Genomic DNA, 21,673 nt, shown 5'->3' with positions numbered 1-21,673 from the left:
AAAATATGGAGTCAATGGTGACTAAGTTTTTCCTATCGCTGTTTGTGCCCGGGCTTCTTGTGATCCTGTTTACGCGAGTGACGTTCAACCATTATGTCGGCCTCATCTTGACCGTAGCATTGATTGCAGCGGCAGTGTATGCCGGCTTCACTCATACGTGGTTATTGTTTATCGTCAATGCCGCTTCATTAACAGCTGGTTTCTGGTATGCAAGCAATATGTATCAAAAAAGAAAAAAAGCCGAAGCTCATGAAAATGAGTGACGGCTTTTTTTCTTATCCGAACCAAAGTCCATATATGGAAAGTATAGCAATCGTCCCAAGTACGACGAAGATTACATTCGCTCCGGCAATCGCGATGGCAAATGCAGAGGCGACACCGATCACGCCGAACCAGATGTTTTCCTGAATGAAGAATACAGCCGGAAAAATCAAAGCGCCCAGTACGGCGTATGGAATATTGCGCAATACATTCTGTACCACTTCTGGCAACTCACGGCCTTCCAAAAAGGTTAACGGGATAGCACGCGGAATATAGGTAACGATAGCCATTCCAAAAATCATCCACCAGATCCAAGCACCCATTAGGCGGCAACTCCTTTCCGTGAAATTAGTTCAATGATAATGGCTGAAGCGAGAGTCGACACCATGATTGCCCAGCCAGTGGACAGCCAGCCGGTGAAGAAAAATAGCGAATTGAATAGGGCAGCGATGAATGCCAGGCTGACGACTTTGCGGTTGCCTTTCATGGAGGGAACAAGCAAGCCGACAAACATTGCATACAGGGCGATTGACATGGATGCCTGTAAAAAAGCTGGGAGGCTGGCGCCAATCAAATGGCCAAGTGCAGTGAACAATACCCAACTTCCGTAAGATATTACAATGACGCCAGCTGCAAATGAGGTTCGGATTTTATGGCCTGGCTGTGTCGCGAGCACCGTAAAGGTTTCATCGGTAATGCCAAACGCATACAGCGCTTTTTTCCAACGGGCGGCCGGCTCCATTTTTTCGTTCAACGCCGCTGTCATCAAAAAATGGCGAATATTGACGATGAACGTGTTGACGACGATGAGCGCCGGGAGTACGCCGGCTGTGATGAGGGAAAGTGATATATACTGGGCGGCACCGGCAAAAACGAAGATGCTCATGGCCGTCGTTTCGATGAGAGACAAGCCTGTTGTTTTCGCCAATAGCCCAAAAGTCAATGCGACTGGGAAATATCCGATGGCGATGCTCGCGCCAGCTTTAATCCCAGAAGAAAATCCGTGTTCCTTCAATTTGTTCCGCTCCTTTAGCCGCAAGTATTTCTCTTTTCCAAAACGGGAGAAAGAGTGTAAAGTAATTATCATAGCATAGCATATTTTTTCCTGTTATTAGATTCATTATTGAAAAATCACGCAATTTAAAAGGACTGAGCCTATGTCGGATTTTTTTACGATGGAAAACATTGTCGAGTTAACGCAATCTTACCGGGCATTTGGTCCGTTCATTGGATTTTTGTTGCCGTTCATCGAATCGTTTTTGCCGTTTTTGCCATTATTTGTGTTCGTTTTTGCTAATGCCACTGCATACGGTCTATGGCTCGGTTTCCTCTTATCCTGGGGCGGGGCGGTCGCTGGATCTTATACAGTCTTTTTGTTGGTCCGAAAATTCGGCCAAGCGCGCTTCATGAAATTCATGACGCGCCATCAGAAAGTGGAACGGCTTATTCATTGGGTAGAGCGCAATGGCTTCGGGCCCTTATTCTTGCTGCTGTGTTTTCCGTTTACGCCATCGGCACTCGTCAATCTAGTGGCAGGGCTATCAAATATCAGCCGCCATTATTATTTATTGACTTTGATGGCCGGGAAATTTGTCATGGTCTTGACGATTTCTTATGTCGGTTATGATATTCGCGCTTTGTTTACCCAGCCGATCCGCACAGCTATTGTGATTGTCGTCATCGTCTTGTTGTATATTATTGGAAAAATTTTGGAGAAGCGGCTCAATAATAAAGTAGAAGCCGATTTCAAAAGAGCGAAAGAAGAACGTGAAAAGGAACGGCTATCTTAACGGAAAAGTCGTTCTTTTTTATCGTATATAGTATAATGAGAACAAACGTTCTTTATTGAGAAGGGGTGCATTATATGTCTCTACGCATTGTGTACGGGCGAGCTGGAACCGGAAAAACCCGTTTTGTCCAAGAGGAAATCGCTGATAGTTTAAAAGACCAAGCAGACGGGGATCCGATATTTCTCATTGTTCCCGATCAAATGTCGTTTTCAACGGAATATCGATTATCCGCAGCATATGGCATGAATGGGATGATCCGTGCGCAAGCCGTCACGTTCAAGCGGCTAGCCTGGCGTGTATTACAGGAAGTCGGCGGGATTAGCCGCAAGGAAATCGATACATTTGGCTACCGTATGCTGATCCGCAGTTTGCTCGAAGAACATAGAGATGAATTTAATTTGTTTAGAAGAGCGGCAGGGAAGCGGGGGTTCACTGACCAGATTGAACAATTGATCAAGGAATTTTCCCGTTATTGCATCGATTGCGAAGAGCTCGGTACCATCCGTTCCTCGCTTGAAACAGCTGGGGCACCTAGGACATTGCAGGACAAGGCTGCAGACCTAGAGCTCATCTTGCTTGAAATTGACCGCAGGCTAGGCAAAGTATTTGTGGATTCCGAAGGTCACCTCGGATTGTTAAGTGAGAAAATCCGGCACTCAGAAACGATTAAGCAATCGGTTATTTACATTGACGGGTTTGTCAGTTTTACAGCACGTGAATTCCAAATCATCGAAGAGTTGCTGAAGCATGCCAAATCTGTGACGATCGTCTTGCCGATGGACGATGCGAGCAGCGCCGAAGACGAGCAGTCGTTATTCTATCAATCGGCCGTCACAGCAAGCCGTTTGACAGATCTTGCCGCAGTGGAAGGAATTGAGCTAGAACCAGAGGTCTACTTGAGAGAAACGAAGCGCTTCAACAATGAGGAGCTAATGCATGTCGAACGCTTTATTGAAACTTTTCCCGCTCCTTCCATTCAAGGCCAAGGAGCCGTCGAATTAGTCGAAGCGTCGAACCGGCGCGCTGAAATCCACGAACTTGCCCGGTCGATCCGCCAACAAGTAATGGAAGGTTCCCGCTATCATGATATTGCGGTGCTGTACCGACAGCCGGAAGTGTACGACGAATTGATCAATACTATTTTTCCGCAATACGAAATCCCTTATTTCATCAGTCAAAAAAAATCGATGCTTCATCATCCATTGATCGAATTCAGCCGCTCTGCACTCGAAGCGGTCATCGGAAATTATGCATATGAACCAGTTTTTCGGGCATTGAAGACGGATTTGTTCTTTCCAGAAGGCAATGTCACGAAATGGCGGGAACGAGGAGACCAGCTCGAGAATTTCGTCCTGGCAAATGGCATTTATGGCGAACGTTGGTTTGACGATAAGCGTTGGGTCTATAAAAAATACCGCGGGCTCGAATTCCATTCAGGCATCCAGACCGATGAAGAGCTGGCGCTGCAAATGGAATTGCAAACCGTCCGCGATGTCGTCCGCGATCCACTCGAGCGTTTGAAAACACGCCTCAACGATTGCGTGACCGGCCGCGATTTTGCCACTACCTTGTTTCAGTTTGTGGAAGAACTCGATGTCTATTCGAAAATCCAATTGTTGAAAGACCGTGAAGAGGCCGACCATCAATTGCTTGCCGCAACCGAGCACGAGCAGGCATGGAATCAATGGGTTGGTGTGCTTGACCAATTCGTCCTGATGTTCGGAGATAAAGAACTGGACCTCCAAAGCGCCGCACGCATTCTTGATGAAGGCTTCGAAACCTTGGAGTTTTCCCGCATTCCGCCGTCACTTGACCAAGTGACGATTGCCAAAATGGACTTGGCGCGCTTAATGGATATCCGCTCGGTCTTTATTATTGGTGCAAGTGATGGGGTCTTGCCGCAGCGCATTGAACATGAAGGGCTTTTGACCGATGCGGAGCGGGAGTGGTTCCAAAAAATAGGAATCGAACTTGCCCCGAGTTCACGCATGCGTCTGATGGATGAAACGTATATGGCCTATCGCTCATTCTCTTCCGCTTCCGACCGGCTGAGCGTCTCTTACCCGATTGCTGATGAGGAAGGGAAAGCTTTGTTGCCTTCGTTATATATTAGGAAAATCGCTGATTTGCTTCAGCTTGAGCCGAAACTGGCAGCGATTGGCCCAGAAGAGCTGCATGAGCCAGATGCTTTGGAATATATTAGCCATCCACGTGCGACGCTTTCCCACCTGGCTGCTCAAATCAGAAGCGGAGAGCTCACGGGACATTGGCAAGCCGTGCTCGATTATTACAGGGAAGATCCGCTTTGGTCGTCGATCATCCAGCAAATATTCAAGCCTTTGAGCCACACGAAAGCTGAGAAATTATCGGAAGAGACCGCTGAATCCCTCTACGGGGCACCGATTGCCTCGAGCGTTTCCCGTATCGAGACGTATCATAGCTGCCAATTTGCCCATTATGCGGCTTATGGTTTGAAACTTGAAGAGCGCAGTCACTACCGCCTGGCGGCTCCAGCGATGGGAGATTTATTCCATGCTGCCATCAAATGGATTTCAGACGAAGTAATGCAACTGGGCGTTTCCTGGTCATCGTTAAGCAAAGAACAATGTGCAGATCTCGCCAAGCGGGCAATCGAACAATTATCACCTTATTTCGTTAACCAAATCTTGTTGAGTTCGCATCGTTACCGCTATATCCAATACAAACTCGAGGGCATCATTCGCCAAACGGCATTCATGTTAAGCAAGCATGCACAAGTGTCGGGCTTCGTGCCGGTCGCCCTTGAAGTAGGCTTTGGCACAAAAGAAGCGATTCCACCGCTCGATATACCGCTTGAACGCGGCCGCAAAATGAATGTCAGGGGACGCATCGACCGCATCGATTCAACGGATATTGGCGGTAAACCGTATTTGCGAGTCGTCGACTATAAATCGTCCAAGCAAGGGCTGGATTTAGGCGAAGTGTATCACGGCCTGGCACTGCAAACTTTCACGTATTTGGATGTCGCCTTGACCCATTCCAAACGCTGGCTAGGGGAGCAGGCGGAACCGGCTGGCGTGTTGTATTTCCATATGCACAATCCGATGCTCAAGATGACAAAATTATTAACGGCTGAAGAGTTGGAAGAAGAACTAGCGAAGTCGTTCAAGATGAACGGGCTCGTCGTAGAAGATCCAGAAGTCATTCAGGCGATGGACGACCAAATCGACGGATATTCGAACGTTATTCCCGTCCGTCTGAATAAAAATGGATCGGTCTCCAAAGGTTCATCGAAAACGGTAGAAAAAGAAGACATGGAAACCATTCGTGAATTTGTCAGGAAGAAACATCAAGGCGCAGGGAACGGGATTCTAGATGGCCATACGGACGTTTCTCCGTACCGCTTAAAAAACGATACGCCATGCCAATTTTGCAACTTCCGCGCGGTATGTCAATTCGATCCGAGTGATCCCGACCAGACATACCGGAAATTGCCGGTCTTGAGTTCTGAACAGGCAGTTGAGAAAATACGCAAGGAGGTGGGTCGTGATGATACCGAAAAAACCGAATGATGCCACATGGACAGACGAACAATGGCAGGCGATTTGGGCCAAGGGGCAGGACATGCTTGTATCGGCCGCGGCAGGCTCTGGGAAAACGGCTGTATTGATCAATCGGATGATTGAAAAGGTACTGGATGAGCAAGATCCGATATCAGTCGACGAGCTATTGGTTGTGACCTTTACGAATGCCTCTGCAGCAGAAATGCGCCACCGTATGTCTGCGGCTCTCGAGCAGGCGGTCGCTGCACAGCCAGACTCGGTTCATTTGAAAAAACAGCTGAGGCTGATCAATAAAGCTCAAATTTCGACCTTGCATTCGTTTTGCTTGCAAGTGGTGAAGCAATACGCCTATCTATTGGAAATCGACCCAGGATTCCGTATTGCTGGAGATACAGAAGCGGCCTTATTGCGTGACGATGTGATGGAAGCAGTGCTTGAATCTGCTTACGAGGGGGAAGGGCGCGACAAAGTTTACAGGCTTGCGGACAGTTTTACTTCTGACCGCAGCGACCAGGCCATGGAGATTTTACTAGGGAAGTTATATGATTATTCACGTGTGCACCCTAAACCGGAGGCTTGGCTTGAACAATTGCCACAGCTTTACGATGTGTCGGAACATGCCACAGTTGACGAATTGCCGTTCATGAATGATTTAAAAATGACGATACGTCATAGTTTTGAGGCAGCGCTCGATTTACTCGACGAAGGCTGGGAGTTAGCTACGCAGCCGGACGGCCCTCACATCTTGGAAGAGCATTTCCGGATGGATGCTACACTGATCCGTACGGCACTCGACGCTTTGGATGAGTCTTGGGCGTCGCTTCACGCTTATGCGCGAAACATTAAATGGGAACGCTTAGCTTCCGTGAAAAAAGATTCCTGCGACCCGCAGTTAGCGGAAGAAGCGAAAGCGCGGAGAAATGAAGCAAAAAAACTGATTAATGACGTAAAAGACGGGTATTTCACCCGCGCTCCCGAACGGCTTCTTGGGGAAATGCGTGAAATGGCGCCGCTCATGAGAACATTGGTTGATTTGACAAAGCGCTTTGCAAAAGATTACAAAGCCCTGAAAATCGATCGCGGTTTGGTAGATTTCTCGGATTTGGAGCATTATGCACTGGAAATCTTAAGCGAGGACGGGAAACCTTCAGCGATAGCACAAGATTACCGAACACGCTTTAAGGAAGTCTTAGTCGACGAATACCAGGATACGAATATGCTGCAAGAAACGATACTTAGCCTGGTGAAGTCCGGTACAGAACAAGATGGCAATTTGTTTATGGTTGGGGATGTGAAACAATCGATCTACCGTTTCCGTTTGGCGGAGCCGATGCTGTTCCTCGGCAAGTATTCCCGCTTTAGCCGGGAAGCGCAAGAAACGGGCCTGAGGATTGACTTGAACGCCAATTTCAGGAGCCGCAAAGAAGTACTCGATGGCACCAATTACATCTTTTCGCAGATTATGGGCGAACGCGTTGGCGAAATCAGCTACGACGAAGATGCGGCATTAAAGCCGAAAGCGCCTTATCCTGAAGCGGATGTGCCGATCCACTTGACGCTCATCCATGAACCGGAAACCGAAGAAGGCGAAGACGTATCTGTGGATATGGACAAATCGCAATGGGAAGCTCGCTGGATTGCACAGAAAATCCGCCAAATGATGGATGCGGGAACGCTTGTGCACGATCCATGGAGCGGCAAAGAGCGCCCGCTTGAATATCGTGACGTGGTTGTTTTGATGCGTTCAATGACTTGGTCCAGTGATTTTTCCGATGAATTTAAAGCGGCTGGTGTGCCTCTATATGCGGAATTGAGCGGCGGTTATTTCGATGCACTCGAAGTGATGATCATGCTCGATACATTGCGTGTTATCGACAATCCGTATCAGGACATTCCGCTTGCCGCCGTTTTGCGTGCGCCGTTTTTCGGTCTTCAGGAAAACGAGCTCGCAGCAATTCGCTTAGCTGATGCGAAAGGCACTTTCTACGATGCGTTAAAAGCGTTTATCCGCATCGGCACTATGGAACAAGCTACGCGCCTTAAGTTGTCGCGATTTACTAATAGCTTGCAGAAATGGCGTGATTTGGCGCGAAGAGGCTCGTTAGCAGAGTTGATTTGGAAAGTTTATTTGGATACGAACTATTACGAAATGGCGGGTGCCATGTCAAATGGCAAACAGCGCCAAGCTAATTTGCGTGCTCTTCACGACCGTGCACTTGAATACGAACAAACCGCTTTTCGCGGCTTGTTCCGCTTCTTGCGTTTTATCGACCGCATGCGAGAACGCGGAGACGACCTTGGGACTGCCAAATCATTGAGTGAAAAAGAAAACGTCGTCCGGCTGATGACCGTCCACAAATCGAAAGGCTTAGAGTTTCCAGTGGTCTTTTTCGCAGGGACCGGACGGCCATTCAATGAAATGGATTTCCATAAACCGTATTTATTCGACCAGCAATACGGACTCGCGGTCAAGGCTGTAAATCCGGAGACGCGAATTGAATATACGTCGCTGCCGTATCTGGCTGTCAAAGAGATGAAGCAGCTACAAATGAAGGCGGAAGAGATGCGCGTCTTGTATGTAGCCATGACACGCGCGAAAGAACAGCTTTACTTAACTGCTTCGGTAAAAGATATTGACCGCTTACTTGAAAAGTGGAAAACGACTTCTGGCGATCTGCTGTTGCCTGATTTTAAACGCTCGCGTGCAAAATCGTATTTGGATTGGATTGGTCCGGCTGTCACGAGGCATCCTGATGCAAAGCAACTGCACACGGGTGGTGAAGTGATTGAGCATCATTCGCGTTTTGACATTGATATTGTCGAGACCGCTTCTTTAGAAGAGCTGCAGCCTGTACTGGAAGCGCCTGAAGACCGTCCAGAAGCCGATGCCGATGCCGCATTGATCTACAGCCGTTTCGATTTTTCCTATCCCCACCAGGCTGCTGTTGAAAAGCGTTCTAAGCAGTCGGTAACCGAAATGAAAAGGCTGCAGCTTTTGCAGAGTTTGGATGAGCCCGAATCATTCATCCAAGAATATCAACCGAAAACACAGAAAAAGGCGCCCCATCGCCCAGACTTCTTGATGGACAGAAAACTGTCCGCAGCAGACGTCGGAACGGCTGTCCATACGGTCATGCAGCATTTGCCGCTTGAACGCCGGATGAATCTAGCGGAAATCCGTCAATTTTTAGAGGAATTGGCAGGGCGTGAAATTTTGACAGAGGAAGAAGCGCAGGCGGTCAGAGCCGAACAAGTCGAAACCTTTTTCGATAGCCCAATCGCACAGCGCTTGATAGCTGCAGAGGATGTCAGAAGAGAAGTTCCTTTCACGTATGCCCGTGCTGATGAAGACGGGGATTATCAAATTGTCCAAGGGATTGTCGATTGCCTGTTTAAAGAAAACGGGGAGTGGGTCTTGCTTGATTACAAAACCGATCAAACCCGCGGAATGGGCAATGTTCAATCAGTAATGAAAGAGCGTTACGCCATCCAATTATCCATTTACCAAGAAGCAGTGGAAGCCATTTTGCGCATTCCGATAAAAGAACGCGTTTTGTATCTCTTCTCTTCAAACGAAGAAGTGAAAGTCTAGGAGGATTATTTTGAAATTACAGCCGACCATGTTGAGTGAACGGGTGGAAGCCATTGATTTGATGAGGGGGTTCTCGTTATTCGGAATTCTGCTCATCAATATGCTGGCATTCCATTCGCCTTTAAGTTACATCGATCCGTATAAATGGTTCAGCAGCAATATGGACCAAACTATATTCACCGGCTTGGATATATTCGTCCAGGCAAGCTTTTACCCGCTATTTGCCATGTTGTTCGGCTACGGCTTGATGATGCAATTTTCGCGGGCCCAACAACACAGTCAACCGTTTGTGCCACTAGCCGTCAAGAGACTGGTGATCTTGTTGGCATTTGGGATTATTCATGCGTTCTTTATTTGGTACGGGGATATTTTAATCACCTACGCTTTGATGGGATTGCTGCTGATTGGCATGCTCAGCTTGCCCGCCAACTGGCTGTTGGGGCTTGCTTTATTAATCTACGCATTGCCTCATTTGATGTTCACGGCCATTATGTTTATTTCGGTCATGGCAGATCCTAATATTTATATTGGGTACCAAGAAGCCGAACAATCGATTGCGGCTTATGGCTCAGGGAACTTCGCAGAAATTTTCAGCAGGCGGTTGACGGATTGGTATTATGGCAACAATCCATTCAGTTTTATTATTTATGCCGTTACCATCTTGCCATTGATGATGGTGGGGGCAGCTGCGGCCAAATGGCGGATGATTGAACAAGTTGCCGCTAAGAAAAAAACGTGGTTGCTACTGACCTTCAGTTCGCTTGTGCTCGGCTTGTTGTTGAAATCCACTCCTTACTTATTCGACACCAATTATGCCTTTCAATATGTCCAGGAAATATTCGGAGGGCCGTTGGTGGCTGTAGGTTATGCGGGGATCATCGCGTTATTATCGATGAACCTGAACTTTATGAAGGCTTTGTCTCCGGTAGTTAAAGCAGGCAGGATGTCGATGACGATCTATCTGACACAATCCATCATCGCGACCTCGATCTTTTATTCCTTTGGACTTGGCTTGTATGGCCAAGTGGACTTACTGACGGGGACTTTGATCGCCCTAGGTATTTTCGTTGTTCAATTGATCTTTGCAGAACTGTGGTTCAGCAAATTTAAGCGTGGCCCGATCGAAATGATTTGGCGCCGGTGGACTTACGGAAGAAATTTTGAAAAAAGCAACAATTCAAAACGATGAATGTGTATAATGAATGCAATCACAGAAAAGGAGTGTTTGACGAATGAAACTTTTATCGTTTCGCTTACATGGAGAAGAACGTTTTGGACCTAAGGTAAAAAAAGAAGAAGCCGTATGGGATGTCCTTGCTATCCAACAGCAGTTGAATGTCTTGCCGGAATTTCCTGCAAAGCTGATTGATGGAGTGTCACAAGGAATGGAGTTTGTGGAACAGATCCGCAAATTGACAGAAGCGGCTGTCCAATCGGAAACCCCTGAGCAATTCAAACACTCTTTTTCGGAAATCGAATGGCAGGCACCTGTCCCGAGACCTCCGAAGAATTTTATCTGCATTGGCAAGAACTACGCTGACCACGCCGAAGAAATGGGCGGACAAGCACCGGCAGATATGGTTGTTTTCACGAAAGCACCTAACACGGTCGCGGCAGACGAAGAAAAGGTCTCTGCACATGCAGATGTCACCGATTCATATGACTACGAAGGTGAACTAGCTGTCGTGATTGGCAAGGCAGGCCATAAAATTCCGAAACAGTTGGCTTATGATTACGTGTTCGGCTATACCATCGCGCTTGACTTGACTGCGCGTGACCTCCAGGAAAAGCATCAGCAATATTTCCTAGGAAAAAGCTTGCCAGGCTCTTGCCCGATGGGACCATACCTTGTTACCAAAGATGAAATTCCGCAATCGCAGAACCTGTCTCTTGTGACGAAAGTCAATGACGAAGTCCGCCAGAATGGCAATACGGAAAACATGATTCGCCGTGTCGATGAACTGATTGCCGAAATTTCCAAATCAGTGGCGCTCGAACCGGGAGATGTCATCTTGACTGGAACCCCGGCTGGTGTCGGCAAAGGATTCAATCCGCCGAAGTTCTTGAAAGCGGGCGATACGATCAAAGTATCGATCCAGTCCATTGGCACACTCGTCACACATTTGTCATAAGGAACAATCACTTCCTGCCGTCCTGCATGTGGTAAACTTGAGGGGACTATATTAAATGAGGTGAGCTTTTGGGATTTTTAACTGATACAACGCATTTACACATTACCATGTGGGTAGTAGGCATCGTGCTATTCCTCGTGGCTGCGTTTATGCACCGCGACAGCAAAGGACGTAAAATTGTCCACATGATTACAAGATTGGTGTATGTTTTAATCATTATTACGGGACTGACATTGTTCGTTGCGCATTCGTCATTCGACGCTATGCTCTACGGCTTGAAATTCCTATTCGGCCTATTGACCATCGGCATGATGGAAATGGTGCTCGTTCGCGGCAAGAAACAAAAACCGGTAACTTTGTTCTGGGCCTTGTTTGTAGTATTCTTGCTTGTGACTTTATTCCTCGGCTTTAAATTGCCGATCGGCTTTAATTTCTTCGCATAATTTATTCGCTGTACTCAAATTAAAACTGCCCATTCTTTATCGGTATTTACCGACAAGGAACGGGCAGTTTTTTTTTACGAAAAGATGATTTCGGTTCAACTGCCTGCGGGATTTCACAGTTTGGACGAAACTATGACCAAACAATATCGCTTTCACGAATATGACATAGCGGCAAACAGGCGAATTTGATAAAATAGACCGGGTGAGCATCATCTAGGCCTCAGTGAAGGAGGAGTACAGAATTGAAAAGAATAACCATGATTTGGGCACTGGTAGCAGTATTGCTATTACCGGCAACAACGGGTGTGGCAGCTGAAGAAGACCGCACAATTGAAGACGAAAGCATCTACGACGTTCTTGTAGACCGCTATTTCAATAAACTGATCCAAAACGATTACGAAGTCGATTCCACCGATCCGGCATCATTTAGCGGTGGTGATTTCGCAGGGATGGAAAGCGAACTGGCTCATGTCCGGGATATGGGTTTTACGATGCTGTCGGTTGGGCCAGTATTCCAGACTGCCAGCTACGATGGGCGCCAAGTACTCGATTATAGCCAATTGGAACGCCATTTTGGAACAGCGGAAGAATTTCAGTCGTTGATCGAGGAAGTGCATGAAGGTGAAATGAAAGTGATTGTCGACTTGCCAACGCAAGAAGTGAGCGCGAAGCACGTATGGGTGCAAGAACACCCTGAATGGTTTACTGAAAATGAAAACGAGACGCTATCGCTCGATACAAGCAATAAAGAGGCGCAGCAAGCTTTAATTAAAATGTTCGCTGACTTCCGCGATACATACGCAATTGATGGCGTCCGCCTGTTAAATGCTGAGGCACTGGATCCGGTATTTGTCGAAACCTTTTCTGCTGATATAAAGCAGGAGGAAGAATTTTATGTGCTGGCAGATGCAGAAATGGATAATCAAGCTGGATTTGATGCGGTCGTGCAAGAGGGGGTAGAACAAACTCTCCGCGACAGCTACCGCAATTTTGATCAGTCTTTGGCTGAGGTCCCTGAATTGATGCAGCAAGCAGATGGCAAATTGATCCGTGTTGATTCACTCGACGGTTCACGCTTTACATTCGATATCGTTGAATCAAGAGGCTATCCACCGACACGCTGGCGCATGCTGTTTTCACAATTGCTGACGATGCCGGGTGTTCCGGTCGTGCAGTATGGTTCTGAAACGGCGATGAACGGCGAAGCCTTGCCGGAATCTCATCAAATTTTGGACATGGCGGTTGAAAAGGAATTGATCGACCACATTACCAACTTGAACTCTTTGCGTAATTCATCTGAAGCATTGCGCACAGGGGACTTGGAAATACTCCATGCAGAAGAGGGGTGGATGGTCTATAAGCGTTCGAATGACGAAGAATCTTGGATCATTGCAATCAATAACTCTTCCGAAACGAAAAGTTTGAGTTTGGCGCCGGATGTTATTGGTGAAGGCATGGAACTTCGCGGGCTGTTTGAAAGCGATATTGTCCGCCCAGATGAGGATGGGCAGTACCGCCTCACATTAGACCGGGAATTGGTGGAAACCTACCACATCACTGAAAAACGTGGGCTAAACACGGCGTACATCGTCACTTTAGGGCTAATGTATTTGATTTTCATGGGCTTTTTATGGATTGTCTGGAGAAAAGGCAAGCAGCGGAAAGCTGATGAAGCGGCTAAACAAACTAAATAAACAAAAGGCTGTGAACAGGTTCCTACCTGTCCGCAGCCTTTTTTGCATAAAAAAAGCACCTGTTTCCAGGCGCTTTCAACACAATTAGTCAAAGGCTTTATAGCCGATCATATTGACAGGATCTTTTGGTGAAGAAAAAGGAGGAGCATAGGATAGCTCGAGCGCTTGCAAGTCATCAATGGTCAATCCGCCAAAAATGGCTGTCGCTAGGACATCAATGCGCTTGTCGACGCCTTTTCCGCCAACGCATTGCGCCCCTAAAATTTGTCTAGTTTCAGGGTTATAATGAACTTTTAAAGTCAGTTTCTCATGATCTGGGTAATAACCTGCGTTCGAATTTCCTGTATGTGTGACTGTTTGGGCGTTCAGCCCTTTTTCTTTGATCGCTGTTTCCGTCAATCCCGTCATCGCTGCGTCCAAACTGAAAACTTTTAAGGCGGAAGTGCCAAGCAAGCCTTTTTTCGCAATCGGATTGCCGACAATATGCTGCGCGACGAGAAAAGCCTGACGGTGTGCAGGCCAAGCGAGTGGTACGCGTTTCGGGTCTCCGGTAATAAAATCGACATTCTCCGACGCATCCCCGATAGCATAGATGCTTTCATCCTCGGTCTGCATAAACTCATTGGTACGAATGCCCCCAGTTTCCCCTAAGCTGAGTCCGGAACTTTCAGCAAGAACGGTATTTGGTTTTAAGCCGATGCTCATAAGGACAAAATCGGCTTTCAGGCTTTTTCCATCTGATAAATAGACGTGTCGATCATCAATCTTGTCGATGACGGTTTCTGTATGCACGCGAACGTCATTTTTCTCTAGTTCAGCATGCAATAGCTGTGATAGGTCTTTATCCAAAATCGACAAGATAGCACTCGACTTATGGACAAGATCGACTTCCAGGCCGAGATGCTTCAGGTTTTCCGCCATTTCAAGCCCAATGAATCCAGCTCCTGAAATGACACAACGCAAAGGCTTCTCTCTTTGGATGTAGGAATGGATGTCTTGCATGTCACCATAGCTACGTAGGGTGAATACATGCTTTTGCTGTGAGCCTTCAATATCTGGCCTGATGGCACTGCCACCGGGCGATAGGATCAAAACATCATAGGAATCGTGAAACTCTTCGCCGGTGTTTATGTTGCGGACAAGTATTTTTTTCTCAGCGCGGAGTATTTCCACGACTTCGTGTTCAAGTTTGACCTTGATATTTCTTTTTTGCTGGAATTTTTCCGGATCGGCCATCAAGAGCGAAGTTTCGTCTTCGATGACCTCGCCAATCACGTAAGGCGTCCCGCAAGCGGCATACGACATGGTAGAATCCCTGTCGTAAACAGTAATACTCATTTCTTTATCGTAGAAACGGAGTTGGCCCGCTGCAGTCGCACCACCGGCTACCGCACCGACTATAAGAACTTTTTTCATCAACAATTCACTCCTTAATCGGTTTGGTTGAAGAAGAATAACGCAAGTGTACCAGGTCCTGTATGGGCCCCGATCACGGAACCGATCATATGAATTTCGATATCTTTTGGATGGTAGGCGGATTCGATTTCGCCTTTTAAAGCCTCAGCAAATTCCAAGTCGTCGGCATGACTGATAGCGATTATTTGCTGGTCCAAATTGCTTCCGCGTTCTTTCATCAGCTCGATCATGCGCTTGATGACTTTTTTACGCCCGCGCAATTTTTCAATTGGCACGAGTTTGCCGTCTTCCACGTGAAGCAAAGGTTTAATATTCAATAAGCCGCCAACAAATGCGCTGCCTTTTGAAATGCGTCCGCCTTGTGCCATATAATCCAAATCTTCCACTGTAAACAGGCTCTCGAGATGATTGGCCTTGAAACGCACTTTTTGAATGATCTCGTCGTAGCTTGTGCCGGCGTTGCGTAAGTTCACCGCTTCTTTGACAAGCAGCCCATAGCCGAGCGAAGCTGCTTTGGAATCGACAATCGTCAAGTTCAAGTCCGGATATTCCTCTCGTACTTGGCCTGCAACCATGACCGCTGTCGAATAGGTTCCAGACAACTCTGAAGAAAAAGCGATATAGCATCCAGTTTCCCCATCTTTCGCCAATTGTTCAAATGCCTTGAGCATTTCTTCAGGAGAGGCTTGAGAGGTTTTTGGATGGACACCCGAGCGAATAGCGTCATAAACTTTCATGGAATCGATCGTCCTAATATCTTCATATTCCGCCTCGCCAATATGGACACGCAAAGGGAACAGGACGACCTGTTCCTGTTCAAAGAAATCTTTTGGTAAATCAGAAGCGCTGTCTGCAAACAATCTCACAAAATTTCCCCCTTTAAAGTTTCAGTTTCAAGCGGTCCATCAGCAATTCAGCGATGCCGTCTTCATTATTGGTTAAAGTAATTTCATTGGCGATATTCTTTAGAGGCTCAATGGCATTGCCCATAGCGACTCCGACACCTGCAAAATCCAACATTTCCAGATCGTTGTCTTCATCTCCGAAAGCAATGATATGTTCTTTGGCGATGCCGAGTGATTTCGACACACGGTCGATGCCGACAGCTTTGTTCATGCCTGCCCGGACCAGTTCAATGACATGCCACGGTGCGCCCCAGCGGCGATGGTCAATAACTTCCGCATGGACTTCCGACAAATGATCATGGATGGCGTGTACTTTTTCGTATGGCGCATGGATGAGCATCGAAGTGGGGTCGGTTTTCAAGTAATTGCGCAAATCGCCAGTTGTGATACTTGGATCTCCGAAGTTGAAGATGTCCATGAGTTTCTCGTCGTGATGGTGAACATAGACATCATCCATCACTTCTGCGACAATGTTGTGGAAATCGAAGTCGTGCATCGATTCGACAACTTCGTGTACGACGTCCAAGCCAATCGGCGTATGGTGAAGCCCCCAATGTTCATTATCGGGATGATGGACGAAAGCTCCGTTGAAGTTGACAATCGGCGTATTGAGGCCAAGTTCCCGGTAGTAGATTTCACTCGCGCGGTAAGGCCGACCTGTAGCGATCATGACTTGGTGGCCATCGTTTCGTGCTTGGTTCAAAATTGCTTTAGTTTTCGGTGAAATGACTTTTTGGTCGGTCAATAACGTACCGTCCAAGTCAAGTACGATTAAATGCTGTTTCATATAAAAATCCGGCTCCCTTCTATCTCTCTTCAGTTTAGCGATAATAGAGGCTATCCGTCAAAAAAAGCCGACGACGATGCCTGAATTTGCGGGAACAAAGAATAATTGCTAGGATTTAGGTGAGGAGTGAAGCATATGAAAGTAACAAATGAACTATGGGGAAATATCCCGATCTTACATATAACACCTGATGGACATGATGAAGGGCCGTTGCCAACGGTCATTTTTTTGCATGGCCATACGAGTGCGAAAGAACATAATCTACATTATGCATGGCAATGGGCACGGCAAGGGGTACGTGTCATTCTGCCGGATGCCTTGCTTCACGGGGAGCGGGATCAATCGCTCGATGAAGTTGAGATTAGCTTGCGCTTTTGGGAAATTGTTTTAACTTCAATTGAAGAGCTTGGATTTATACACGCAGAATTGCATAAGCGTCAATTGATAGCAGGAGAGCCAGCTGTCGGAGGTACATCGATGGGTGGAATCACGACACTCGGTGCTTTGACCGCCCATCCGTGGATTAAAGCAGCAGCCGTCATGATGGGGTCCGGAAACTATGTGGAGCTGGCGAAAGCGCAAATGAGGCAGTATGAATCGCGCGGTTTCGATTTGCCATTGACTGATAAAGAACGGGAAGGCATGCTTCAGGCTTTGTCACGCTTTGACATTAGCTTGAATCGTCAAGCCTTTGGCGGACGCCCGGTCTTTTTCTGGCATGGTGTGAAAGACCCGACCGTTCCGTTTGAACCGACCAACCGACTTTTCCATGCGTTGCAGCAAGATTATGCTGCATATCCTGAACGCTTGTCGCTCATGAAAGAAACAGAGGCAGCGCACGCAGTCAGCCGAAAAGGGATGCTCGCTGCGACTTCGTGGGTCACCGCACGATTAACGGAATAAGCAAGTCGATTTCAATTCGCCAGGATGTTTGGTAAGATAAGCATTAACAGGAAAAGGAGGGATTCCAAATGGATCAAGAAACAAAAGATTATCTATTAGGTGCACTCGAAAATGTCATCGACCCAGAATTGGGTGTTGATATCGTCAATTTGGGCCTTGTATATGATGTGGAATTATCCGAAGACGGTTTTTGCGTGGTCACTATGACACTCACTTCAATGGGATGTCCAATGGGGCCGCAAATCGTCCAGATGGTCAAAACATCCTTATATGAATTGCCGGAGGTTGAAGAAGTCGATGTAAAAATCGTCTGGCAGCCTGTCTGGAGCAAAGATCATATGTCGCGCTATGCTAAAATGGCGCTCGGCGTTCGATAATAGAACCGTAAAAAGCCGCAGGGAGGAGACTCCTTGCGGCTTTTTTGATGAGCGTTTTCGTTGCAAAAGGGGGCGGGCGGACATATAATCTAATTAGTCAAAGATAGTCAAACTAATTTTGAAGGAGCGTGATTCGATTGGTTCAATTCCAAAATCCAAACGATCAGCAGAAATCGCCATTGGAACAATTCGGCCGCAACCTGGTCGAACAAGCACAGTCCGGAAAAATGGATCCAGTCATCGGCCGCGACCAAGAAATCCGCAATGTTATCCGGATTCTTTCTAGAAAAACAAAAAACAATCCGGTACTGATCGGTGAACCTGGCGTCGGCAAGACAGCAATTGTTGAAGGGCTGGCACAGCGCATCGTCCGAAACGATGTGCCGGAAGGGTTAAAGAACCGTGTCATTTACGAACTTGATATGAGTGCGTTGATAGCAGGTGCCAAATACCGCGGGGAGTTTGAAGAGCGGCTGAAAAGCGTCTTAAAGCAAGTAAAAGACAGCGAAGGGCAAATCATCCTCTTTATCGATGAAATCCATACGATCGTCGGCGCCGGGAAAACAGAAGGCGCAATGGACGCCGGCAATATGCTCAAACCGATGCTTGCGCGCGGCGAGCTGTATTGCATCGGGGCTACGACATTGGATGAATACCGTATGCATATCGAAAAAGATGCAGCGCTCGAGCGGCGTTTTCAGCAAGTGATGGTGCGTGAGCCTTCTGTTGAAGATGCGATCTCCATCCTGCGGGGCTTGAAAGAACGCTTTGAACTCCACCACGGGGTTCGCATTCATGACCGGGCGATCGTGGCAGCGGCTACAATGTCGGACCGCTATATTACCGAACGTTTCCTGCCAGATAAGGCAATCGACTTGATCGATGAAGCATGTGCCATGATTCGCACGGAAATCGATTCCATGCCACAGGAACTTGATGAAGTGACACGGCGCCTCATGCAGCTCGAAATTGAAGAGCAGGCACTTCGCAAAGAAAAAGACGAAGCGAGCAAGAGTCGCCTCGCCGGACTGCGAGAAGAAATCAAAGAGTTGAAAGCGTCCTCTGAAGGCATGCAGCAGCAATGGAATGAAGAAAAACAATCGCTTCAGAAGGTTCAGCAAAAACGGGAACAACTGGATCAGTATCGCCGTCAGTTGGAAGATGCGGAAAACAAATACGATTTGAATACTGCGGCAATGCTGCGCCACGGGAAGATTCCAGAGCTTGAAAAAGAATTGAGCGCAATGGAAGTGGAACTTGCAGGTGACGGAGGAGAACGCTTGCTTCGCGAGGAAGTGGCAGAAGAAGAAATTGCTGGCATCGTCGCCCGTTGGACGGGGATTCCGGTGACCAAGTTGGTCGAAGGCGAACGCGAAAAACTCTTGCGACTTGGAGACACGCTGAAAGAGCGCGTCATTGGGCAGGACAGAGCTGTCGAACTCGTGACAGAAGCGGTTTGGCGCGCACGTGCCGGCATTAAAGATGAACAAAAGCCGATTGGCTCGTTCATTTTCCTTGGACCGACTGGTGTCGGGAAAACGGAGCTCGCGAAGTCGCTCGCTGCGAATTTATTCGATTCGGAAGATCATTTTATCCGTATCGACATGTCCGAGTATATGGAAAAGCATAGCGTGTCGCGTCTTGTCGGTGCCCCTCCTGGATATATTGGCTACGAGGAAGGCGGCCAATTGACCGAAGCGGTTCGCCGTAATCCGTATTCAGTCGTGTTGCTGGATGAAATCGAAAAAGCCCATCCGGATGTCGCGAATATCTTATTGCAAATTTTGGATGATGGGCGCATCACTGACAGCCAAGGGCGGCTCGTGAACTTTTCCAATACCGTCGTCATCATGACTTCGAATATCGGTTCCCAGCACATTAGTACGAGCAGCCAGCACGACACAGAAGATATCGTTATGATGGAACTCCGTAAGCATTTCCGCCCGGAACTATTAAACCGAATCGACGATATCGTCATTTTCCATTCATTGTCCAATGAGCATTTCTACGGCATTGCCAAGAAAATGATCGGTGAACTGGCTGTCCGAATGAAAAAACAACAAATTTCTTTGGAAGTGGATGATGCGGTTATCGATTACATCATTGAAGCTGGTACGGACCCTGTATTTGGTGCACGCCCGTTGAAACGCTTTATCCAGCGTGAAATCGAGACGCGCATCGCCAAGGAATTGATCAAGGGAGACGTCACTCCAGGATCTACACTGAGAGTGTCGATGGACGCTGATAAACAATTGCTTATCACTGTATAAGAGAAGGCTGATGTCCAGTGCGACGGACGCTTTCCGCGGGCACGGCTTCAGCCGCTTTTCTCGCTTTCGCTCAGTCTAGTGCTTCAGCTCGCGCTGTCCCCGCAGGAGTCGCCGTCTCCATTCCCATCAGCCGTTATGAATCTTGAAAAAGGTATTTAAAAGCTAGCTCCACTTTAAATAGCCGTCGAAAAGATCAAGCCAAATAAAAAAAACGGAAGCCACAAGGGCTTCCGTTTTTATTGTGATCAATATTCTTTTGCTGCTTCTTTCGGGATGATGGCATCCATAACGATGATCAATACAGTAACTGCTACTGCCATGACGAGACCGATTGGAAAGTCGAATGGCACGTTTTGTACAGCACTTACTACATAATTCAACATGGAAATAATAAGGACAGACCAGAAAAGAGTTCCGATATATTGCATCTGTTTTCACCTCTATACATAGAATAACTAGTTTTATCATAGCATAAGGAAGCCTTTTCAGAAAGAAAGTTTCGCGCGTTTCGAAAGTTTTTGTCGGAAATATGTCGCCAACTTGAAATCGATTGGAAAAGGGCGTATTATTAATACCAGGTACTAATAATTGATATTAATCGAAATGAGGGATATAGATATGAATGCTGGAATCATTGGTACCGGCAGATGCTTGCCGGAAGATAAATTGACCAACTTTGATTTGGAGCAGCGCATGGACACCTCGGATGAATGGATTCGAACCATGACCGGCATTGAAGAACGCCGGATTGCACGCGATGAACAAGATACATCGGATATGGCCCGGGTCGCGGCACAACAGGCAATCGCATCTGCTGGAATCGATCCAGCAGACATCGGACTGATCCTAGTAGCGACTGTCACGCCTGACCGCCCATTTCCTTCTGTCGCATGCGACATTCAGCAGCAGATCGGTGCGGTGAATGCGGCAGCTATGGATATTTCTGCCGCATGTGCGGGGTTCATGTACGGAGTCATCACAGCGAAACAATTCATTGAATCGGATACGTATCGCTACGTCCTAGTAGTTGGTGTTGAGAAGCTCTCAAAAATCACCAATTGGGAAGATCGCAACACGGCTGTCTTATTCGGCGACGGAGCTGGCGCGGCTGTAATTGGCAAAGTGTCAGAAGGCCGCGGGATTCTATCGTTCGAACTTGGGGCGGACGGCACTGGCGGCGAACATTTGTATCAAGACAAGCATTTGGTCATGAATGGCCGTGAAGTGTTTAAATTTGCGGTGCGCCAAATGGGGGAATCCGCCATCAATGTGATCGAAAAAGCTGGCTTAGACAAAGAAGATGTCGACTTTCTTATCCCGCATCAAGCGAATATCCGAATCATGGAATCATCTCGGGCTCGTCTTGATTTACCGGTAGAGAAAATGTCGAAAACAATACAAAAATACGGAAACACTTCAGCAGCGTCAATTCCAATCTCACTTGTAGAAGATTTAGAGGAAGGCCGTATCAAAGATGACGATGTAGTTGTCATGGTCGGCTTCGGCGGTGGATTGACTTGGGGCGCAATTGCTATGAAGTGGGGGAAATAATCGGATATGC

Annotated in this window: 18 protein-coding genes; 12 read left to right on the top strand and 6 right to left on the bottom strand. The window is 47.4% G+C overall.

What is annotated here, in order from left to right:
- Nucleotides 1-5 precede the first annotated feature (5 nt).
- Nucleotides 6-263, top strand: a complete 258-nt coding sequence (locus BBI11_RS10955) for a CsbA family protein (RefSeq protein WP_068463237.1) — start codon at nt 6-8, stop codon at nt 261-263.
- Between the two features lie 12 nt (nt 264-275).
- Here the strand turns inward: BBI11_RS10955 and BBI11_RS10950 are convergent, their stop codons facing one another.
- The gene (locus tag BBI11_RS10950) at nt 276-584 is read right to left on the bottom strand and encodes an AzlD domain-containing protein (protein WP_068463235.1); all 309 of its coding nucleotides are present in this window, start codon (nt 582-584) and stop codon (nt 276-278) included.
- Nucleotides 584-1,348: an AzlC family ABC transporter permease gene (locus tag BBI11_RS10945; protein ID WP_083389066.1), complete on the bottom strand. Its 765-nt coding sequence runs from the start codon at nt 1,346-1,348 to the stop codon at nt 584-586. Before BBI11_RS10945 ends, BBI11_RS10950 begins: the two co-directional genes overlap by 1 nt.
- Before the next feature lie 70 nt (nt 1,349-1,418).
- Here BBI11_RS10945 and BBI11_RS10940 point away from each other — a divergent pair, with 70 nt between their 5' ends.
- The 7 genes from BBI11_RS10940 to BBI11_RS10910 all read left to right on the top strand — a co-directional run bounded on the left by BBI11_RS10940 (nt 1,419) and on the right by BBI11_RS10910 (nt 13,454).
- Nucleotides 1,419-2,051, top strand: coding sequence for a TVP38/TMEM64 family protein (locus tag BBI11_RS10940; RefSeq protein WP_068463232.1), 633 nt, complete (start codon nt 1,419-1,421; stop codon nt 2,049-2,051).
- A gap of 74 nt (nt 2,052-2,125) precedes the next feature.
- Nucleotides 2,126-5,602: a helicase-exonuclease AddAB subunit AddB gene (gene addB, locus BBI11_RS10935; protein WP_068463230.1), complete on the top strand. Its 3,477-nt coding sequence runs from the start codon at nt 2,126-2,128 to the stop codon at nt 5,600-5,602.
- On the top strand, nt 5,580-9,185 hold the full coding sequence (gene addA / locus BBI11_RS10930) for a helicase-exonuclease AddAB subunit AddA (RefSeq protein ID WP_068463227.1): 3,606 nt from the start codon (nt 5,580-5,582) through the stop codon (nt 9,183-9,185). The genes addB and addA overlap by 23 nt, the downstream gene beginning before the upstream one ends.
- A gap of 10 nt (nt 9,186-9,195) precedes the next feature.
- A complete protein-coding gene (locus BBI11_RS10925; RefSeq protein ID WP_068463224.1) occupies nt 9,196-10,374 on the top strand; it encodes a DUF418 domain-containing protein in 1,179 nt (392 codons plus the stop codon).
- Between the two features lie 43 nt (nt 10,375-10,417).
- A complete protein-coding gene (locus tag BBI11_RS10920) occupies nt 10,418-11,317 on the top strand; it encodes a fumarylacetoacetate hydrolase family protein (RefSeq protein WP_068463223.1) in 900 nt (299 codons plus the stop codon).
- Between the two features lie 68 nt (nt 11,318-11,385).
- Nucleotides 11,386-11,760, top strand: coding sequence for a YisL family protein (locus tag BBI11_RS10915; protein WP_068463221.1), 375 nt, complete (start codon nt 11,386-11,388; stop codon nt 11,758-11,760).
- Between the two features lie 242 nt (nt 11,761-12,002).
- Entirely contained in the window at nt 12,003-13,454 is a 1,452-nt protein-coding gene (locus tag BBI11_RS10910; protein WP_237150262.1) for an alpha-amylase family glycosyl hydrolase, read from the top strand.
- 84 nt (nt 13,455-13,538) lie between these two features.
- On the opposite strand, the gene BBI11_RS10905 is transcribed toward BBI11_RS10910, so the two are convergent.
- Genes BBI11_RS10905 through BBI11_RS10895 form a run of 3 tightly spaced genes read right to left on the bottom strand, consistent with a single transcriptional unit; the run spans nt 13,539 to nt 16,562 of the window.
- The gene (locus BBI11_RS10905) at nt 13,539-14,870 is read right to left on the bottom strand and encodes a CoA-disulfide reductase (protein WP_068463218.1); all 1,332 of its coding nucleotides are present in this window, start codon (nt 14,868-14,870) and stop codon (nt 13,539-13,541) included.
- A 14-nt stretch (nt 14,871-14,884) separates the two neighbouring features.
- Nucleotides 14,885-15,736: a DegV family protein gene (locus BBI11_RS10900; RefSeq protein ID WP_068463216.1), complete on the bottom strand. Its 852-nt coding sequence runs from the start codon at nt 15,734-15,736 to the stop codon at nt 14,885-14,887.
- A 13-nt stretch (nt 15,737-15,749) separates the two neighbouring features.
- Nucleotides 15,750-16,562, bottom strand: a complete 813-nt coding sequence (locus tag BBI11_RS10895) for a Cof-type HAD-IIB family hydrolase (RefSeq protein ID WP_068463214.1) — start codon at nt 16,560-16,562, stop codon at nt 15,750-15,752.
- A gap of 135 nt (nt 16,563-16,697) precedes the next feature.
- Here BBI11_RS10895 and BBI11_RS10890 point away from each other — a divergent pair, with 135 nt between their 5' ends.
- From BBI11_RS10890 to BBI11_RS10880, 3 genes are all read left to right on the top strand, one after another.
- Nucleotides 16,698-17,465: an alpha/beta fold hydrolase gene (locus BBI11_RS10890; RefSeq protein WP_068463212.1), complete on the top strand. Its 768-nt coding sequence runs from the start codon at nt 16,698-16,700 to the stop codon at nt 17,463-17,465.
- 68 nt (nt 17,466-17,533) lie between these two features.
- Entirely contained in the window at nt 17,534-17,842 is a 309-nt protein-coding gene (locus BBI11_RS10885; protein WP_058383381.1) for a metal-sulfur cluster assembly factor, read from the top strand.
- A 137-nt stretch (nt 17,843-17,979) separates the two neighbouring features.
- Complete coding sequence (locus tag BBI11_RS10880) at nt 17,980-20,112, top strand: ATP-dependent Clp protease ATP-binding subunit (protein WP_083389064.1); 2,133 nt, start codon at nt 17,980-17,982, stop codon at nt 20,110-20,112.
- 245 nt (nt 20,113-20,357) lie between these two features.
- Here BBI11_RS10880 and BBI11_RS10875 read toward each other — a convergent pair whose 3' ends face one another.
- Complete coding sequence (locus tag BBI11_RS10875) at nt 20,358-20,540, bottom strand: YjzD family protein (protein ID WP_068463209.1); 183 nt, start codon at nt 20,538-20,540, stop codon at nt 20,358-20,360.
- A gap of 190 nt (nt 20,541-20,730) precedes the next feature.
- Between BBI11_RS10875 and BBI11_RS10870 the strand changes: the two genes are divergently transcribed.
- The gene (locus tag BBI11_RS10870; protein WP_068463208.1) at nt 20,731-21,663 is read left to right on the top strand and encodes a beta-ketoacyl-ACP synthase III; all 933 of its coding nucleotides are present in this window, start codon (nt 20,731-20,733) and stop codon (nt 21,661-21,663) included.
- Nucleotides 21,664-21,673 lie beyond the last annotated feature (10 nt).

Source organism: Planococcus maritimus, assembly GCF_001687625.2.
GTDB classification, from domain to species: Bacteria; Bacillota; Bacilli; order Bacillales_A; family Planococcaceae; genus Planococcus; species Planococcus maritimus.
Note: the sequence above shows the minus strand (reverse complement) of the source record. Positions and strands in the feature narration are given on the sequence as shown.

Bases quoted from the DNA above. Each gene is read 5' to 3' on its own strand.
- BBI11_RS10955 (WP_068463237.1), top strand. From the start codon at position 6: ATGGAGTCAATGGTGACTAAGTTTTTCCTATCGCTGTTTGTGCCCGGG.
- BBI11_RS10950 (WP_068463235.1), bottom strand. From the start codon at position 584: ATGGGTGCTTGGATCTGGTGGATGATTTTTGGAATGGCTATCGTTACC.
- BBI11_RS10945 (WP_083389066.1), bottom strand. From the start codon at position 1,348: ATGATAATTACTTTACACTCTTTCTCCCGTTTTGGAAAAGAGAAATAC.
- BBI11_RS10940 (WP_068463232.1), top strand. From the start codon at position 1,419: ATGTCGGATTTTTTTACGATGGAAAACATTGTCGAGTTAACGCAATCT.
- addB (WP_068463230.1), top strand. From the start codon at position 2,126: ATGTCTCTACGCATTGTGTACGGGCGAGCTGGAACCGGAAAAACCCGT.
- addA (WP_068463227.1), top strand. From the start codon at position 5,580: ATGATACCGAAAAAACCGAATGATGCCACATGGACAGACGAACAATGG.
- BBI11_RS10920 (WP_068463223.1), top strand. From the start codon at position 10,418: ATGAAACTTTTATCGTTTCGCTTACATGGAGAAGAACGTTTTGGACCT.
- BBI11_RS10905 (WP_068463218.1), bottom strand. From the start codon at position 14,870: ATGAAAAAAGTTCTTATAGTCGGTGCGGTAGCCGGTGGTGCGACTGCA.
- BBI11_RS10895 (WP_068463214.1), bottom strand. From the start codon at position 16,562: ATGAAACAGCATTTAATCGTACTTGACTTGGACGGTACGTTATTGACC.
- BBI11_RS10890 (WP_068463212.1), top strand. From the start codon at position 16,698: ATGAAAGTAACAAATGAACTATGGGGAAATATCCCGATCTTACATATA.
- BBI11_RS10885 (WP_058383381.1), top strand. From the start codon at position 17,534: ATGGATCAAGAAACAAAAGATTATCTATTAGGTGCACTCGAAAATGTC.
- BBI11_RS10875 (WP_068463209.1), bottom strand. From the start codon at position 20,540: ATGCAATATATCGGAACTCTTTTCTGGTCTGTCCTTATTATTTCCATG.
- BBI11_RS10870 (WP_068463208.1), top strand. From the start codon at position 20,731: ATGAATGCTGGAATCATTGGTACCGGCAGATGCTTGCCGGAAGATAAA.